The 18,794-nt window shown below is 44.7% G+C and carries 15 protein-coding genes; 9 read left to right on the top strand and 6 right to left on the bottom strand.

What is annotated here, in order from left to right:
* Positions 1-114: 114 nt before the first annotated feature.
* Together QZ076_RS05655 and QZ076_RS05650 are read right to left on the bottom strand one after the other, a co-directional pair.
* Positions 115-1,146, bottom strand: a complete 1,032-nt coding sequence (locus QZ076_RS05655) for an aminotransferase class I/II-fold pyridoxal phosphate-dependent enzyme (protein WP_293711098.1) — start codon at positions 1,144-1,146, stop codon at positions 115-117.
* Positions 1,147-1,198: 52 nt separating this feature from the next.
* Positions 1,199-4,198 (bottom strand): glycoside hydrolase family 3 N-terminal domain-containing protein, encoded by a 3,000-nt coding sequence (locus QZ076_RS05650; protein ID WP_293711096.1) that lies wholly within the window; start codon positions 4,196-4,198, stop codon positions 1,199-1,201.
* A gap of 277 nt (positions 4,199-4,475) precedes the next feature.
* On the opposite strand from QZ076_RS05650, the gene rplS reads away from it, so the two are divergent.
* The 5 genes from rplS (at position 4,476) to QZ076_RS05625 (ending at position 8,762) form a co-directional block, all read left to right on the top strand.
* Entirely contained in the window at positions 4,476-4,823 is a 348-nt protein-coding gene (gene rplS, locus QZ076_RS05645) for a 50S ribosomal protein L19 (protein WP_075558823.1), read from the top strand.
* A 195-nt stretch (positions 4,824-5,018) separates the two neighbouring features.
* Positions 5,019-6,230, top strand: a complete 1,212-nt coding sequence (locus tag QZ076_RS05640) for a histidine kinase (RefSeq protein ID WP_293711094.1) — start codon at positions 5,019-5,021, stop codon at positions 6,228-6,230.
* A 34-nt stretch (positions 6,231-6,264) separates the two neighbouring features.
* Positions 6,265-7,020: a LytTR family DNA-binding domain-containing protein gene (locus tag QZ076_RS05635; RefSeq protein ID WP_293711093.1), complete on the top strand. Its 756-nt coding sequence runs from the start codon at positions 6,265-6,267 to the stop codon at positions 7,018-7,020.
* Between the two features lie 154 nt (positions 7,021-7,174).
* On the top strand, positions 7,175-7,612 hold the full coding sequence (locus QZ076_RS05630) for a LytTR family DNA-binding domain-containing protein (protein WP_075558820.1): 438 nt from the start codon (positions 7,175-7,177) through the stop codon (positions 7,610-7,612).
* Between the two features lie 103 nt (positions 7,613-7,715).
* Positions 7,716-8,762 (top strand): DUF2776 family protein, encoded by a 1,047-nt coding sequence (locus QZ076_RS05625; RefSeq protein WP_293711092.1) that lies wholly within the window; start codon positions 7,716-7,718, stop codon positions 8,760-8,762.
* A 118-nt stretch (positions 8,763-8,880) separates the two neighbouring features.
* Here QZ076_RS05625 and QZ076_RS05620 read toward each other — a convergent pair whose 3' ends face one another.
* Both QZ076_RS05620 and QZ076_RS05615 read right to left on the bottom strand, forming a co-directional pair.
* On the bottom strand, positions 8,881-10,086 hold the full coding sequence (locus QZ076_RS05620; RefSeq protein ID WP_293711091.1) for a hypothetical protein: 1,206 nt from the start codon (positions 10,084-10,086) through the stop codon (positions 8,881-8,883).
* The gene (locus QZ076_RS05615; RefSeq protein ID WP_293711089.1) at positions 10,073-11,389 is read right to left on the bottom strand and encodes a DUF4270 family protein; all 1,317 of its coding nucleotides are present in this window, start codon (positions 11,387-11,389) and stop codon (positions 10,073-10,075) included. The genes QZ076_RS05620 and QZ076_RS05615 overlap by 14 nt, the downstream gene beginning before the upstream one ends.
* A 267-nt stretch (positions 11,390-11,656) precedes the next feature.
* Between QZ076_RS05615 and QZ076_RS05610 the strand changes: the two genes are divergently transcribed.
* Together QZ076_RS05610 and QZ076_RS05605 are read left to right on the top strand one after the other, a co-directional pair.
* Complete coding sequence (locus tag QZ076_RS05610) at positions 11,657-12,658, top strand: kelch repeat-containing protein (RefSeq protein ID WP_293711238.1); 1,002 nt, start codon at positions 11,657-11,659, stop codon at positions 12,656-12,658.
* A complete protein-coding gene (locus QZ076_RS05605; protein ID WP_293711087.1) occupies positions 12,633-12,980 on the top strand; it encodes a DUF4907 domain-containing protein in 348 nt (115 codons plus the stop codon). Before QZ076_RS05610 ends, QZ076_RS05605 begins: the two co-directional genes overlap by 26 nt.
* A gap of 104 nt (positions 12,981-13,084) precedes the next feature.
* Here the strand turns inward: QZ076_RS05605 and QZ076_RS05600 are convergent, their stop codons facing one another.
* Together QZ076_RS05600 and QZ076_RS05595 are read right to left on the bottom strand one after the other, a co-directional pair.
* Positions 13,085-15,952, bottom strand: coding sequence for a DUF6383 domain-containing protein (locus QZ076_RS05600; protein WP_293711085.1), 2,868 nt, complete (start codon positions 15,950-15,952; stop codon positions 13,085-13,087).
* Between the two features lie 128 nt (positions 15,953-16,080).
* Entirely contained in the window at positions 16,081-16,863 is a 783-nt protein-coding gene (locus QZ076_RS05595; protein ID WP_293711083.1) for a DUF4469 domain-containing protein, read from the bottom strand.
* 392 nt (positions 16,864-17,255) lie between these two features.
* Between QZ076_RS05595 and QZ076_RS05590 the strand changes: the two genes are divergently transcribed.
* Together QZ076_RS05590 and QZ076_RS05585 are read left to right on the top strand one after the other, a co-directional pair.
* A complete protein-coding gene (locus QZ076_RS05590) occupies positions 17,256-18,113 on the top strand; it encodes an AraC family transcriptional regulator (protein ID WP_293711081.1) in 858 nt (285 codons plus the stop codon).
* Positions 18,114-18,131: 18 nt separating this feature from the next.
* Positions 18,132-18,794: DUF6597 domain-containing transcriptional factor (locus tag QZ076_RS05585; protein ID WP_293711079.1), on the top strand; the 663-nt coding region annotated here is incomplete at its 3' end.

Below are 18,794 nucleotides of genomic sequence, written 5' to 3'. Positions count from 1 at the left end.
ATTTATGTAAAGCTAGCCTTGCGTATTTGTACTGCCTGCCCTTCGTTTCTCAAAGTCCAGACAAAAAGATTTAATCTTAGTGAGATAAATCCTTATAAGTAAGGAGGTAGTTGTTTAGTCTTCCAGTTCGAACCATTCGCGTATGGCATCGATCAATACCTGATTCTCTGCTGTTGTCTGGGTAGACAAGCGGAAATAGGTTTCATCCAACCCGCGGAAGTTTGAAGCATCGCGTATCAGGATACCATATTTCTCCCACAAGAATTTCTTCAATTCGGCAGCCGTTCCTTTTTTCAGGCGGACAAGGAAGAAGGTGGTCGACGAAGGAATCACTTCCAGGTTGTCGAATTTATTCAATTGGTAGATCAGTTCAGCTGTTTCGCGTTGCCACTTGCGGATTGGCAATGTGAACTGTGCCGGATGGATCAGGATATATTTACTTGCTTCGAGTGCGATCGCATTGATAGACCAGGGGATGATATACTTGTTTACTTCGTTTACTATTTCCGGTGAAGCTACCAGGTAACCGATACGTATTCCCGGAATATTGTATGCTTTGGAAATGGATTGGATAAGGATCAAGTTCGGGTTGTTCTTTACGTCCGACGGTTTCAACATATCCTCGGTTGTAAAGGCTACGTATGCCTGGTCGACAATAAATTTTGTATTCCGGTTAGCTGTGATCAGTTTCAGCATCTCTGTACGGTGGAGCAGTTTGCCGTCCGGGTTATTCGGGTTACAAATCCAGCAGAAATCCTGTCCTTCCAGCGAGAGTTCCGAAAGGTCGTCGGAGGTGGAAAAGAAACTGATCTCATGTTCGTGCAGGCGGCAGGCATCTTCGTACTCGGAGAAAGAAGGCACAGCGATCATCGATTTAGCCCCTCTCCATGCCTGTGCAAGCAGGTAGAAGGCGGTGATGGAACCGTTGGTCACAACAACGTTCTCTTCTTTTATTTCATATCGACGGGCAAGTAGCCGTTTGAGTGAGGCGGCATCCGGTTCCGGATAACGTGTCAGTTTATTGAATTGCTCGATCAGATGTTCTTTGAGCTTTTCAAGGTTGGCACCGTGCCATACATTGGAGCTGAAGTTTATCTTCACTTCGTTTTGTGAGTTGTAAAAGTCGTCACCGTGTCCGAATAGCATACTTTATTTGTTTTAGTAATTAATGTTGTTATAATAAGGTGTTGCAAAAGTACTAATCTTTTTGGCTTTTTCTATCAATTGCTTTATAGATTGCATCCTGTATTCGGGTTCGTATGTCCAGTGCTCCCAGCTTATTGTTGGCTCGCGATGGGTTGACCCGGTTGCAAAGGAAAATGTAAAGCAGTTGATTATCGGGGTCTACCCAGAAACAAGTGCCGGTAAATCCGGTATGGCCGTAGACGGAAGGTGGCGTCAGGCTTCCACAGGGTGAACCTTTATGTGTGCCGACAGCAGGTTTGTCGAAACCCAGTCCGCGGCGACTTGTCGGACTTTTGCTTTGAGTGAAGAGTCGGCAGGTTTCTGTCGACAGGTATTGTTCGTTACCGTATTTCCCCTGATTGAGGAAAAGTTGCAACACCTTAGCCAGATCGTTGGCATTTGAAAATAATCCGGCATTACCGGATACACCTCCCTGAAAGGCGGCTGCCTCGTCGTGCACATATCCGCGAACCAGCTGGCGGCGTACGAACTGGTCGTCTTCCGTAGGGACGATCTGCAACGTATCCATCACTTTCAGTGGGTTGTAGGTGGTGTGACGGGCACCCAGGCGGCTGTAGAAGTTGTTGTGAAGCAGTTGGTCCATCGGTTGTTTCATCTGGTTCTCCACCATTATTTTCAGCATGATGAAGTTGACGCAGCTGTACACATATTTACCGCGTGTACCGAGGCGTGAGTCTTTTATATCTTGTATGATACTGTCTTTGAAGGAGTCGTGCAGATAGAAGTTGCGGGCTACTTCGGTGGTGAAACCGGGTTTCTTTTTATCGGAAACGAGGTCGGGCAGATACTTGAAGTCGTTGCGGACAAAGGTCTTTGCATCGAAGCGCACCGGATGGGTGGCATTCTTTTCGCGGCTGTAAAGGCTTCCTTTATAACTGTCTTTATCGATAGCATCCAGGTAAAAGTTGATGGTGGAGACTACGCCCGACTGGTGATAGAGCATTTCCTTTATATTCAGATCTTTTTTATTAGAGCCTTTCAGCTCCGGGATATACTCCGATATCTTGCTGTTGAGCGTGAACTTCTTATCGTCATAAGCTTTCATGACGGCCAATAATGTTCCGGCTGCCTTTGATGCGGAAGCTAGGTCATAGACAGAATTTTCCTGTACCGGCTGTGTTTGACTATAATCGAAGTAGCCGAACGATTTGTCGTAAATGACCATACCGTTTTTGGCTACAAGCACCTGACAGCCAGGGTAGGCGTTCTCCTCCAGTCCTTCTTCAACAATAGAATCGATCACTTCAAGGCGTATGGGGTTGGCTCCGACTTCTTCCGGCTCATGATATCCCAACCGGGTTTTTTCAGTAAAGAGACCGGTTCCCGCATAATAAAGTCCGGGGATGGTAACTGGTAACTTCCCTTTCGCTGCAATACCTCCGAATATTAACTGGGCTGCGTACTCCTGTGCAAGAGGAGTCGCTTCGTATCCCATCACGACAGCTTTCGCTTTCTGTATTGAGTTCTTATAATCTTTACAGAAATAGGGCAGGGTGAAAAAGGCGTACACCAGTTCTTTCTTTGTCGCCAACTGGCGGAGCAACTGACTTTCGGGAATACGCACTGTGTGTATGCTGCAAATAATAACATCATATTTCTCCAACTGTTTGTAAACCTGTTGTACCTGTGCGGCCGTAGAGCTGCGGCTGATACTGAAGTTTGCCACAGAGTCGTAACGGCCCAGCATCTTCTGGAAATCGTTTCCTACGGGAGAACCGATCGATAGGACGGCTATCTTCTTTTTATCCAGTTGTTTGAGTGGGATGAAGTCTGCTTCATTCTTTAATAAAGTGATCGCTTCCGCATTCAATTTGGCTGCCAGCCATTCTGCATGCGGTGAGTTCAGACGTTCGCTTAAACCTTTGATCTCTATTGGTTTGTATTTGTTCAGTCCGGTAATATATTTGTACTGAAGTATCTTTATACACTTGGCCTCCACCTCTTCAATATTAAGTATGCCTTCGTCTATGGCCTCTTTCACGGCTGTGAAGTCATTGATTGGGGCGGCAGGAGCTAATAGTATGTCATTTCCGGCCAGTAATGCTTTTACCGAAGGGTTATCCGATTTGCTGGTTGTGGCACCTTTCATGGCCAGTGCGTCGGTGAAACATAATCCTCTAAAGCCCAGTTTGTCTTTTAATAATCCGGTTACTATCGGGCGGGAGAAGGAAGAGGGTAGGTTCCGGCTCTTATCGAGTGCTGGAACATAGAGGTGTCCTGTCATGACCCCGGCGTATCCATCATATATATATCGTTTAAAAGGATATAGTTCCACACTGTCGAGACGGGCCAGGTCGTGATGAACGGAAGGCAGCGTGTTATGCGAGTCTTCCGAGGTGTCTCCATGTCCGGGGAAATGCTTGGAAACAGAGATAATACCTTCCCCTTCCAGGCCACGGGCATAAGCGAGGCCTTTCTCTGCTACTGCCTGCTGATTCTCTCCGAAGGAACGTAATCCGATTATGGGGTTGTCTGTGTTACTGTTTACATCTATGTCGGGGGCAAAGTTGATCTGTATCCCCATCTCTTTACATTGACGGGCTACCTCTTTACCGTATTCGGTGATTAATTGATTGTCTTCTATCGCCCCCAGCATCATATTCTTAGGGAAACGAGTCGTACCGCTCAGACGCATCGACAAGCCCCATTCTCCATCCAATGAGACGAACATGGGAACACGGGATGCTTTCTGCAACCGGTTTGTGACTTCTGCCTGTGTGACAGGGTTTCCTTTATGGAAAAGAATTCCTCCGATCTTTATCTCATTCACATACCGCATGAGTCGTTGCATATTACGGTTGTCCGATTTAGGATCGGCTATTACCATAAAAAGTTGCCCGATCCGTTCATCGTAAGTCATCGAGTCGAATACCGAATCCACCCAGTGATTCATTTTTGCCTGATCGACATTGCGGTACATATTCGGTATGGTCTGTGCTTTGCCTGCCAGTAAACATACAGCGCAAAGCAGTATTGTAAGTATCTTCCTCATCTCCACGTTATCATTATTATCCATCAAAAATAGGAAAATAAGTTGAAATGTCTCTATACTGTGACAACTTTTCGGTTGCTTGCATAAGGTAATATACGCTTGAATAGCGATTTAAAGGAAGAAAAATAAGTGCAGGTTCGATGAATTATTATCTAAACTACTTGCGTATAAAATAAATCTTTCGTTACTTTGCATCCGCTTTGCGCAATCTCTGTCGGGAGAAGTAGCCCGTTATATTGCGTTTCGTTTAAAATTACAATTAAAAAGCTATAAAACAATGGATTTAATTAAGATTGCAGAAGAAGCGTTTGCTACGAATAAGGAATATCCTTCATTCAAGAGTGGTGACACTATTACAGTAGCTTACCGTATTAAAGAAGGTAACAAGGAACGTATCCAGCAGTACAGAGGTGTAGTTATCCGTATCTCAGGACATGGTGACAAAAAACGTTTCACAGTTCGTAAGATGTCTGAAAACGTAGGTGTAGAGAGAATTTTCCCGATGGAATCTCCGTTTATCGAAAGCATCACTGTAAACAAACTTGGTAAAGTACGTCGCGCTAAATTGTATTACCTGCGTGCTCTTACTGGTAAGAAAGCAAGAATCAAAGAAAGAAGATTCTAATCCTTTAGGATTTAATTACCATAAAAAAAGGTTGCTCGTTGCGGGTAACCTTTTTTTATGTCCTTTTGTCTATTGCCTGTAAAATATTCGATGAATAAGAACAGGCGTTTCGCCGATGTTTTTGTCCGTTTCGTCGGTTTATATACTTTAGACTTCCTGGGATACTTATCTTTGTAGCCACTAAATAAATCCTTTATGCGACATTCTGTAAAGAACGATCTATTGATTGGCTTTATCGTATCGGCATTGTTGAGTCTGTTTGTCAACTTCTCGATGCTGATGCGTAAATATGATGTGATTAATATTCAGAGAAATCCGGCTCTTCCGGAACCTCCGGTATTCCTGAATGATTATTTATTCTATTTCCCGCTTGTGTGGTTCTTCCTGTTTGCTTTTCTTCTTTTCATTGTAAATATGCAAATGTATAAGCTGGGGGATAAGATATTCAGGCAAAGGGAATATAAGGTCGCGTTATTTGCCGGTGGGGGAAGTGTAATAGTGGGGCTGGGGTTGCTGGCTGTGTTTCCGATGGTACAAAAAGCAGTATTTGAAGTCGCTGAAGTTTCCGCCGTCCATGAAACTGTGATTGTAGAAAGCCGGCCGGATAAGATCATTCCCGGATATGGAAGGCCTATATCTAAAGCCACAAAAAATATGGAGATGCGGCCGGATCGACCGGATGCCAATATTCTACTATCCCGATCCATTGCTTTTCATCCTCAGATGACAGAACATTTGTTTGTTTTGATAACCGTACTGCTCAGTGTGCTATTGATACGCCTGATAAGCGGTAAGCAACAAATGATGCTCGAGTATGAAAAGCTGAAAACCGAGCAACTGCAAACATCCTATAATGCCCTGATGGGGCAGATCAATCCCCATTTCTTTTTTAACTCACTCAACGGACTCAATTCTCTGATCCGTAACGGAGAAAAGGAACATACATTGACATACCTGGATGAACTGTCGAATGTTTTCCGGTATATCCTCCAGAGTAACAAAAAGGAAATGGTCGCTTTGGCAGAGGAGTTGCAGTTTGTAAAGGCCTATACTTATCTGCTTGGCGTGCGTTATGAAGGCAAACTTTTTTTCTCTATACAGGCCGAACCGAGGCTGTTACTTTGGTCTTTGCCTATACTTAGCGTATTGCCATTAATTGAAAATGCAGTAAAACATAATGTGATCAGTAAGCAGTATCCGCTACAAATTGACATTTATACTACAAAGGAGAATACTTTGGTGGTATCCAACAAAGTGCATCCGAAGGTCGAGGAGGGACATAGTAGTGGTATCGGACTTAAAAATCTTTGGGGACGTTATCGTTTACTAACTGGAAAAGATATCAATATATCCAACCGGAAAGAATATTTTAAAGTGTCCCTTCCACTGTCCGATCTGTCCGTTTAGGTCTAACTTAATTGTCAATAAATTGATTATCCGTATGAATGCTGTAATTATTGAAGATGAAACTGCTGCGGTAAGCTCCCTGAAGGCGATACTGGCACAGAATACGATTATACCGATCGAGGTAATAGCCGAACTGGAGAGTATAGAGGAAAGTGTAACCTACTTTCGTTCCTTCCCTCATCCGGATGTTATTTTTATGGATATTCATCTGGCAGACGGTAGCGCTTTTAAGATATTCGAACAGGTCGAGGTTGAAGCCCCGGTCGTTTTTACAACGGCTTACGACGAGTATGCGCTGCAGGCCTTTCAGGTTAGCAGTATCGATTATCTATTGAAACCGGTCACAATGACCTCTTTGGAACGGGCGTTGAGTAAGCTGCGGCTGTTCAGTCCGGAAGAGCGACTGGCACATATTCGTCAGACGAACGATACGATACAAAAGCGGCATGTTATCAAAAGCCTGCTTATCATGCTCAGTGATAAGTTTTACCCTTTGCAGGTAGAAGATATCCTTTATTTCTATACAGCAAACGAGAAAGTAACGGCTTATACCTCCGACGGCAAACAACATCCGGTGGACCGTACGCTTGATACCTTAGGCGACCAACTCGACGGAAAGGACTTTTTTCGTGCCAATCGCCAGTTTATCATTGCCCGTAAAGCCATAAAGGATATCGACCTCTGGTTCGGCAGCCGTTTGTCGGTTAATCTGATTTTACCGGTTCCGGAGCGTATTATCATCAGTAAGACAAAAACACCGGTATTCAAGAAATGGATACTGATGGAATAGCGGTCAGGTGAAAATACTGCATCCGGGAAGTAAGTTTTTTCACCCTGCCGCCTAAGGCGATTCACCGATCAAGTTGTACCATTTGTCGGTGGTTAACCTTTGTTCACCGAATATTCTTATTTATTTGTAGTGTAAACTAAAAAGAGACTCTAGTATGTTGAAATGTATTACTTTCGATGGAGATGCTTCTACGTTGAACACCCTGATGGGTTATTTTGAGAAGTTGGATAAAGCACTCGCTGATGTGCATGAAGTCTTGCACAAGGAACAAACTGAACAACCTGTTTTTGTTCGGGAAGGAAGTAAGATCATTCGCCTTCACAGGGAGGAAATACTTTTTCTGGAAGGCTATGGCGATTACGTCAAGATCCATCGCACCACGGGGAAGCCGCTGCTCTCGCAGGTCAGCTTGAAGCGGTTTGAAGAAAATCTCACCGACGGGTTATTCTGTCGTGTGCACCGTTCTTATATCGTTGCCCTTTCCCATATCAGTTATATCGAACGGAAAAGGATACGTATCGGCGATGAACTGATTCCTATCAGCGATTCGTATCTGCCGGCTCTCATGGGAAGGTTGGCTTTACAGGAATAGCTTGTTCCTGCTCCTGATAACTAAAAAGATTCTATAAAAATCTAATTAAAGGAACAAAGCCGTAATTCAGTCTGTTTGGTTGAAAATTTAAAGCAAATAGACTATGAATTACGGCATTAGTGTTTTATTCAGGGCGATTCCACTATTGATGGCCCTGTTCTGTTTCAGTTATGGTTTGTTCGTTTATGAATATGGAGCAGACCCGGGCAAATTTGTAGCGGGCCCGGTTGTCTTTTCCCTGGGGATGATCTGTATTGCCCTCTTTTCCACGGCGGCAACGATTATCCGGCAGATCATAAATACTTTCGGGATGGTGAGCCGGTACGCACTGCCGGCACTCGGTTACTTATCCGCACTTCTGACTGTGATAATTGGAGTCCATATAATGGAGTCGTCTGATTCGGCTTCGTTCGTAGCCGGGCATGTTATCTGTGGAGTTGGACTTATTACTGCATGTGTAGCAACTACAGCAACATCTTCTACCCGTTTTACGATGATTACGGTTAATTCGAAGAAAACAGACCATGATGTTCCTCCCGAAGCATTTACACGGGCACAGGGGCTGACATTGATCGCCGTAGCCGGGCTGATTGCGTTGACTGCCTGGATATGGGCTTTTTGGTTGCTGTCAAATAGCGGGCATGGCTCTAAATATTTCGTTGCCGGACATGTGATGATCGGGTTAGCCTGCATCTGTACCAGCCTGATAGCACTGGTCGCAACCATTGCCCGTCAGATACGGAATATCTTTTCACCGACAGAGCGTGAAATATGGCCGATCATGGTCCTGGTGATGGGGAGCTTGTGTATTATCTGGGGAATTATCCTGATCCTGGCAACAGCCAATGCGGCCAACCGTGCTACCGGTTATATAATGATCGGATTGGGATTGGTATGCCTCAGTATATCCAGTAAAGTGATCTTGCTATCGAAGATATGGCGTCACGAGTTCAAGCTTTCCAACCGTATACCGTTGATCCCTATCTTCACGGCGTTGACCTGTCTGTTCCTTTCGGCTTTCCTGTTTGAACTGGGATCGGTTCATGGGTATTATTTCGTACCGGCAAGGGTATTGGCTGGATTGGGGGGTATTTGTTTTACTTTGTTTTCTATTGTGAGTATTCTGGAGAGCGGAACGTCTTCTAAGTAAAGTGTTATTCATGCAAGTTGAGGAATGAAAGAAATGTAACTGATCGTATAGAAACAGGCCGTATCAATTGGTAAGGGGATACGGCCTGTTTTTTTATTAATACATTTCATCCTATTTCTTACAACTTCATCTTATATAAAACTTCGCTTAACGTATAAGTGACCGTTATCCCTGTAACGTCTTTTTGGAAAGTATTGTTCTTCAGTTGTGTCCGTTCATGGAAAATGGTAGCGTTGAAATGTCCGTTCAGAACAGGCAATCCCATACCTATGCTTGCCCGCCACGAAAGGCCGGATTGCCCGCTTATGTTCATATAGGGAGTGGAGACGTCGATACCGGCCTTGTAAGACATCCGTTTCCAATAGCTACCTGATGAATATCCGTTCGGGAAATAACAGACCCCGGCACGTACTTCGTGTGCATCTTTAAATGTGACCCTGCTGTCGCCCGATGACAAGGAACTGTATTGCTGAAACTTATAGTCGAGGGCATACGTCCATTTTTGATAGATCAATGATCCCCCGATACCCATGTATTGAGGTAGATATTGAGAGGAGCTCTTTTCGTTTTGTTCTGTCTCCACATTTCCGTTTGTTATGATAATGGAATTGTCCATCTTCAAACGTTGCTTGTATCCATAGACAGCTCCAATCGTAATTGATTTGTCCCTGGCTAGATTCCGGTGATACTGAATTCCGAAGTCTGCATAGAAGGCATTTGTGTACATTTTGTTTTCAACGGTCATGCTGCCTTGATTCTCGGATGATTTTATATTACCGAATATATAATTCAGATTCACTCCAACCGATAAATTCCGGGAAAGCATGAAGGCATTCGACAGATACACTTTCGAGAGACCGCCATATCCTTCGAAGGTACTGGTATAATAGGAACCGGGTGAACCTTCGAGCGGCTGTGTGCTCTGAAAATAATAACCGACCGAAGAGTAAGGAGTGAGACCGGCCGCCATATACCAGCGGGGCATGATCCGTCCGGCTAATGCAAAGGCCGATACATTTCCGGAGAACGCGTTGCTACTTCCACTCTTCGACTTATAAGATTCGCCTTTTGCGAAAGCAGAAGCTTCGGCAAAGAGCCTGCACGAGTCGAGTCCCGAAAGTCCGGCCGGATTCTCCGTGTTTATCAACCATGAATTCCGCATCCCGCTGGAAACGCCTCCCATGGCTGAGTTGGAACCATATAGTCCGGTTACGATCTCACCGATACCAAACATCGAATAAGGTGAAGAGGTCATGATGTTTTGTGCGTCCGCTACTGTTGCTGACAGCAGGAGAGAAGAAAATATATACTTAATAACTTTCATATATTTTGTAGATTAGCTGTAAAACAATGGGTGACTTGCTTTGCCTGTCGCCGAAAGTCATATTTTTGAATGTTTTGGTGTAGCTGTCTTCGTTCAGTACCAGTTGCAGGTTATGTTTATTTATCCCGATTGTGCCGAGTTCTTGCTGCATGAAATCGGTGACATCGAAATAGTAATAAGTATTTTCATTGAATACATCGTCTTTTACAAGTGTTCCGCCTTGTACCTGTGTTCCGAGATAATCCGTTACAGCATCGGTAACGACATTGTTCTCGTCGGCAATATAAAGATAGACACTGTCCGGAAGTGCATTTGTTTCCGAATAAGTACCGAGTTCCGGATATAGTTTGAGCATAGCCGATTCTATGACCACTCTTTCTCCCAGCTTCATGATATCGTTGAGGTAAGGAAACTCCAACCGGGCGAACCAGCCTAAGCCACCAAATAATACCCCCCGGTTATCCAGCGACTCGGAGGGGATTTCGACTTGTTTCGTGGGGAAAGGCTCCATCAGTGTCCCTGTCCTGTCATGATCGATATGGTTGAATTGTGTGGATGTGTTGGGAGAGAATACCAACTGTTGTTCATTTACTTGTTCCTCAACAATATGGTAATGTAATACTATAGTCGACATTGTATCTGCCACCTGAAAAGAGAGCATCGAATGGTTGTCTGAACCGTCAGGGATGACGACGATCCCTTTGAAATAGTCTTCGAAGCGTTCCGACGATACGGCTTCGTCCCGTTGGTGAAAACGGGTCAATAGATTCTGTCCCAGTTCGTCGGGGAGACGGATCTCTAGCCTGTCCACTCCTTGGGGGCGGGGTCTGAACCGGCAGGTTGCCATGGGCTCGATTTCGTAAGAAAAGGAGGAGGTATTATATAAGTAGTTGTTGTCATTCAATACAACTTTCTCTGTTAGCCGGTGAACCGAAAATTGTTGGTATTGTAAAGTATCCCCTACATAATAGCTGCCGTAGGCCAGTGACAGGACAAGCGAATCGAGTACGACCACTTTGTCGATATCCGTACTGTAACTGGGACGAGTGTAAGGAATATATCCTGACGATTTCATGGTCCCCCACATCGGATGTGTATATTCTCCGACTAGTGCAACCCCTTTTCCTGATGTTTCCAATGAATCGATCAGAACGGATGTAATGACGACTGTTGAGGTATCGGTACTAATATTACGAAAAACCGAATCGACCAGACCGTTGCCGTATTTATTACTTTCATCATAGCAGGATGAAAAGAGGCAACAGGAAAGGCATACCCAAAAAAGAAAAAGAATCTTATTCATATACATTATATATATTAGTAATAGAGTCTGTTGATCGGGCAAAGAACCACAATCGCCTATTCTTATGCAAGAATAACCTGTCAAACCCCGATATTGCTCCATTAACAGTGATATTTGGCAGATTAGTCTGTCTACCGGTCGGGATAATGGGTTTTACCTTCTTTTTTCGGGCATTCACCGAACAAGAGAGACTGTTTGCCGATTTAATTTGCCGGTAAACAAAAAGCCCTGTTCTTTTGTGTTCGTAAAACAGTAACACGCTATATGATGACACAAAAAAGATTATTTCTATTCCTGATAGCACTGCTTCCTCTGGGGGTGATCTCCTGCAGCGATGATGATGACGATGATTTACAAGGTAAATGGTATCGTGTATCCGATTTCGATGGGCTTGCCCGTAGTTATGCTTCTTCATTTACCATTGGGAATAAAGGATATTTGGCTTGCGGGTATAATGGAAAGAAACGCCTTTCCGATACTTGGGAATACGATATGGAACGGGACACATGGACGCAGAAAGCCGACTTTCCCGGTACCGCCCGTAACTCGGCTGTAGCAATGACTGTCGACCAGAAAGGTTATTTGGGTACAGGTTACGATGGCGAGAATTATCTGAATGACTTTTGGGAATACGATCCAGCGTCCAATAGTTGGACGCAGAAAGCCGATTTCCCCGGTTCGGCCCGCTATGAGGCTGTTGCATTCGGGGTTAGTGGAAAAGGATATTTAGGTTCCGGTTATGACGGTAATTACCTGAAAGATTTTTATTCCTTCGATCCTAACGCTAACAGTTGGACACAGATAGTCAGTATCGGCGGAAGCAAACGCCGTGGAGCTACCAGCTTTGTGTACGACAATATGGCTTATGTTTGCTGCGGGCAAAATAATGCTGAATATGTAGATGACTTCTGGAGGTTTAACCCCTCTGACGGCTCATGGACACAACTTCGTGATATAGCAAACACATCCGACGATAGCTATGACGACGATTATAGTATAATACGGACCAGCGGCGTAGCCTTTGTAATCGACGGGGCGGTCTATCTGACCTGCGGCGAGAGCGGGGGAGTACGCTCCGATACCTGGAAATATTACCCTTCAACCGATTTGTGGGAGAATGTAGCCAAGTTTAAGGGATCGGCCCGTAGCGCCACGGTTTCTTTTTCGAACGGTGAAAAAGGATTTGTGGCAACCGGTGGTAGCAGTACCTATTATTTTGATGACATTTGGGAACTTCACCCTTATGAATACGATGATGATGACTATTAAAGGTAGAAAAGCCCTGTGGTGGCTATGTGTACTGCCGGTACTGATTCTATTTGTTTACATCCGTTCCGGAGAAAAGGGGTCTCCGGGCGGCCGGCAACCGGAGTTGCAAACGTATCGATTGGGGAATGGCTGGGGATACCGGATCCTGATGAATGATAAAGTGTTGATTGATCAACCCACCATTCCTGCAATCGATACATTAATGGCTTTCCCCGATGAGGCGAGTGCCCGTAGGATCGGATCGCTTGTCAGGGATCGGATTGCCGGTAACAAAGATTTTTCGATAACAAAAGATGATATTCAACATTCACTCTCTGATTAGAAACAAACGATAATTCAACGTAAACGTCGAAAGGGCGGCCAGTGATGGTCGCCCTTTCTTTTTGGGGGTAGGGGCGGTTCGCGAACCGCCCTTACGAACCGCCCCTACAGGAGCACCTTGAATCGTTCGTCTCCGATGAGGACGATGTAGACACCTTCCGGCAGGGGAAGGGTTATCGTTTCGCCGGCAGTTACCGGTTGTATCTTTTGCGGCCTACCGTCAGCGGTGAAGATATAAGCCCGACCGTCGGTTGCCGCTTCAATATGCAGATGGCCTTCGGTAGCCCATACTTTGGACAGGTTTGTCTTAACCGTTTCGTTAGCTACCGGATCGGGGTTCTTCATAACACCGTCGATGAATATTTGCACATCGCTACGCACATATTTCACGATATAAGCACCACCACTGCTCTGTGGAGCGATGGTTTCGCCACGATCGGTTGTTACGACAGGTTCTGACAGGTCGTAATCTTTATCGAGTGTGAGGTAGAAACGGAAGCTACTCCATGCCTCTACTTCATAATCGCCGGCCGACGGATCAGTAGTAACACCCTCGACTGCCGGAAGCGTTACCGTATAATAAACTGTGGGTGGCACAGGACTAGGATCAGGCGTGGGAGTTGGATCAGGGACAGGATCAGTACCTTTTTTACTGAATTCAGCTTTGACCGTTATCCCACTATTTACCGTATAGACAGAACCACTACTGAAATCACTACCATTCACAGTAAGTGCTTTCAACTCGTAATCGGCATCCGGAGTCGCAGTAATTGTCAGTTCAGTATTGTAGGAAACCAGATCGTTATTATTGACTGTCGTTAAACCGCTTTGGGGGTCTTGACGGGTTATCGACAATGTTCCGTTACTGAACGGGGCGATCGTAACGGTATAGAGCAGATAGGGAGCTATTGCCTTTTCAGTTTGTGATGTAAAGCCTTGCAACTTAGGTAAAGTAGCAAAACTATTCAAATCCCAGACAGAGGTATTCCAACCATTAAAGCAACCACCTGTTTCACTATTCAAATTACCCGTTGTCAAAGGCGTACCTTCCAGGGGATCGTAAACATCTGCCGATTTACTCGTCGGGCGGGGCATATCATTGTAGGCAAAGTTATTAATATCGTCAGTATCTCCCCCTGTGCCGATCACACGATGGCCTTCAAGAGAAAGGAAAGAATTAACAGCAAGGCAGTTTTTAACGACACCGGTATTTTCGCTATCGTTGAAACCGACTATTCCACCGGCGGCTTCTGCCGGAATGCTAAGACTATTAACGACCGCGCCGGCATTGGTAGATACCTCTCCGGCAGCAAAACAATATTCGACTGTCCCGGTATTATGTCCGGCTATTCCACCGGCATACGCATTGCTACCTTTCTCTACTTTTACAGAGGTCAGATTATAGCAATCGGAAATCGTACCGCTGTTATCGCCTGCAATACCACCGGCATAACTGTCGGAGCCATCGGCAGAAAGAACAGTTCCATCACCTGTAACATAACACTGTTTAATTGTGCCCTTATTTACAGCGGCAATTGCTCCGGCAGTACTTGGCGCTCCGGTTGCTGTCGAAGCAATCCCATTAGATGTTACCTTCACAGCCACTTTCTGAACAGTAGCCCCTGTGTTGATCGTACCGAATAATCCTGCCTGAGCCAGGTTGGTATTGGCTTTAATTCCCAAAGTAACGGTATGATTATCCCCATCGAAAGTTCCGGTGAAAGAATAGCTATCGATCCCAATAGGTGTATCCCATTCGGCTGTCAAAACAATATCACTCGTTAATTTGAAATGCTTGCCATTGAACCTTGCATCATTCTCATTAACGCCGTTTGCCAACCAACGCAATTGAGATTCAAACATTAGTTCATAAGGGCTGCTTTCTTCTCCGTTGCCACTGGGGGCGACATAATCTTCTATCTTGATTTGGGAAGGGTTTCCACCAAACGAAGGCAAATAGCCGGGAGTGATTTGCCAAACAGATTGATCCCATTTAGAGAATAAGTCATTATAATTACTATTATTCACAAAACTCCCGTTAGCTTCATTTTCTGTCGGAATGGTAGTCTTATCATCAGTATCAAGATCTTCAGTAATAGTTGTAAATGCACTTGAATAATTACTATCCAGAGTACATGAACTACCACTTATCAGATTGGCATAAATATCATAATAACCCTCCTTTGCGATCAGAACTATTTTACCATTAAAACATATACAGTTTTTTATCGTAACACTTCCATTTTCTGAATAACCCATTATTCCACCCAAATACATATAGCCGGTATTGGTACCAGCATTTATTGAAATACAATCAACAGACGTATAGCAGTTTTCTATTGAACCGCCTTCACATTGACCGACTATACCTCCTACATATCCCAATCCAGCCCCTCCTGATACACCTACCTTTATCAGAGAACCTGTAATAAAACAATTCTTTATAATAGTGCTATTGGCCTTTCCAACTAACCCTCCAACAATATTACCTCTAGTTAGACCTTCTTCACCTAAAATAACTCCCAGATTTTGAATAGAGCCATTTCCCGTCAACGCAAATAATCCGGCAGTATATAGGCTGGATGTAGATATTTTCAGATTACTGATTATATGCTTCTGACCATTGAATACGCCATTGAAAGAGCTAGAGGAGCTAGGAGTATGTGATCCTATCGGTGTCCATTCATGATTATCTAGATCAATGTCATTCATAAGAACAAAATATTTACCCGAATAATCCGAACCGCCATTACTGTTACCCAGATTCACTTGCTGTGCCAGATAAGCCAATTCTGCCGCGGAAGATATTTGATAAGGAGTAGCTTCTTCGCCATTTCCTCCTGCGAATTCGGTAGCGATATCCGAACCATTCCATTTATCACTCCCCTGCGCTTGCAAATGTGGGGATAAAAACAAAAATACCGCTGCAACCAAAAGCAGACGGCAAGCCATTTGTGTAAACTTTCTATTCATATTATACCTGTTTTTATATTGTCCGTTTTAGTGCGCTCACCGCACTCGAGGGGGTGCGGTGTATGCGCATTAGTTTGTGCGGTGTGTCCGCACGAGAGGGTGCGGTCAGCGCACCTTAGCGAGTGTAGTTATTCAATGACCGGACGATCGTCGTTGTCATCTACGGTTCCTACTGTGAGCAGATAAGGGAAACGGTTACGTCGTACCTCTTTAAGTAGTGTCTGCCGGTTGCTTCCGTATTGTGAAGCGATTTCCAGATAATAAGTACCCTCGGGCAAAGCCGGAATGATAAATGAGAAATACGACGGATCGTTGCGTGATACCGAAGTCATTGGGACGGCTATTTCTGCTTCATTTTTCGAGTTGATAAAGAAGAAGCCTACTGATTTTCCGTCTTCGCCGGCAATCTTTATACGCTTGCCTTCACCGTTGAGGGTGTTGCCCGGAGTGATTTTTCCGTTTACTTCACCGGTGAATACATCGGTTACTTTCGTTATGGTTGGAAGTCCTTCCACTACCTCGCCGACGATAACGGTAATACTTTTCATATCTTCTTTCACTTCCTTGATAGGAGTGCTGCGAAGGGTTACGTTATTCTTTGCCGGATCGAATTTAGCTTTCGGGCCGATAAAGGAACCGTCTATTCCGAGAGAGTTGTTTGTAAAGCCGAATTCTACGGTAGAACCGGAGTACAGTTCTTCCTTTGCAACCGCCTTTAAATCGTTGTGGGCGGCCAATAATTCGGACGCGGTGAACTTACTTTTACCGTTTGCGGCGATGTTGCAAAGGTCTTCGATGGTGCGATATGCCACGTAGGTAACGTTGGCTGTGAAGTCGTCTTCACGCTCTGTCAGCATGTTAGCTACAAGGGTGGCGACGATGCTGCGCTTTTTTGGTTCATTTGTTGCCATAGGTTTATCAAATTTATTGAGTTCGAATAGAACTCGGGTAGAAGTGTTGATTATCAGGCTTTAGTCTTTTTTAATCCTTATGAAAATCTGATAGAATCATTGATATTACATAACAATAGGAATAAGGTTTGTTTCGTTCGTGGTACTCTGAGGGTACCAATTATATAATCGAAAGGAACTGAATGATTCTCTACTTTTGATAGAAAAACCTTGATTATAACTCCCTGAAGCATGCTGCATATGTAGATTATTCCTATATTTGCGACTATTATAAACATAGTTCTATTCGAACTCTGGTTCATAATTACACAATCATTCTTCTCTTTTTTAGCAAGATAGGACAAGTGCTTTCTTTTGTCGTCTCTTATCTTTGTCGTGAAATACAAAAAAATATGGAACAACGACCATCAACAATAGAAGAGTATCAGCGTAAGATGAATATCCTCGTGGAGTATATCGACAATCATTTGAGCGAAACAATTGATCTGGATATGCTGTCGGAGATGTCCGGTTTTTCGCCCTGGCATTTCCACCGGATCGCAAAGGCATTTCTCGGAGAGAATATAGGAGCCTTTATCGTCCGGATGCGAGTCGAGACGGCCGCTCGGTTACTGCGTCACTCTGATATGCCGGTACAGGAAATAGCCTGGCGCGTAGGCTATGATGTACCTTCTTCCTTGTCGAAGGTGTTCAAACAGTTCTATGGTATTTCACCCAACGGATATCGTAACAATAAAGATTACATCATCATGAAACCATTAGAAATAAGACACGATTTGAAAATAGAAACAGAAGTGCAGGAATTTCCTGCACGCCAGATAGCTTACCTGACATTGTCGGGTGCATATATGAACCTCGATTACTGCGGGGCCTGGCAGCGGTTGTGGGCGTTCGTGAAAGAACAGAACCTCTTTTCGGCAGGGATCGAACATATCTGCATTTACCAGAACGATCCCAAAGTGACTGAACAGGACAAATTACGGACAGATGTTTGCCTCGTCCTGCCTAAACCGGCAGAGCCGAAAGGTGAAATAGGCGTGAAGCAGTTACCGGGTGGCAGGTATGCTATTTTCCGCTACCAGGGTTCCTATGAGCATCTGAAATCCGTATATGATACGGTCTATTCGCATCTGTTGCCGGAAAGCGGTTATAAACTGGCTGATGCACCGGTGTATGAAAAGTATCTGAATAATCCGGCCAATACCGCCCCGGAAGATCTGCTGACCGAGATTTATATCCCGATCGAATAAATTTGTATATTTGCCGGCATGGAATCATTTCAGATCGTGTTACCATCGCCGGCACTTGCTCCCTATATCAGGCATTACTGGTTGTTGGAGACGGATAGTATCGCCCCGAGTACCGAGCGTATTATTCCGAGTGGTAATATCCAGTTGCTTTTCTATCGCGGAGACGCGGTTTCGCTTTCCACCCGGCACGACACTCGCAGTTTGAATAGCCAGTCTGTTTTGTGCGGACAGTTTATCGGCTTTTCCGATCTGAGTTATACCGGAAATGTAAAGATCCTTGCCGTCGTTTTCCATACCTATGCCGCCAGTGCCTTTTTTCGTATGCCGGTCAGTGAACTTTGTGACCGGAAAGTGACGGCCGACGAGCTAGCCGACCGCGATCTGATGGAGTTGGAAGACCGTATCCTGTATGAACCGGACGACCGGAATAGCATTCGCCAGGTCGAGCAGTTCCTTCTTCGCCGGCTGGATCCCCTGAAATCGTATAATCTGGAGCGTATGCGTGCGGCGATCTCGACGATTGACCGGGAGAAAGGAGAGATTCGTGTTTCCGACCTGGCGTCTTCCGTCTTTTTGAGTACCAAGCAGTTTCTGCGTGTATTTACGGGACATATAGGGATCAGTCCGAAAGATTTCCTGCGTATAGTCCGTTTCCAGCATGCTTTATATATGTTGCAATCG

It is taken from the genome of uncultured Parabacteroides sp. (assembly GCF_905196875.1).
GTDB lineage: Bacteria > Bacteroidota > Bacteroidia > Bacteroidales > Tannerellaceae > Parabacteroides.
The sequence above is the reverse complement of the archived record's forward strand: the minus strand, read 5'-3'. Positions and strand labels throughout refer to the sequence as shown.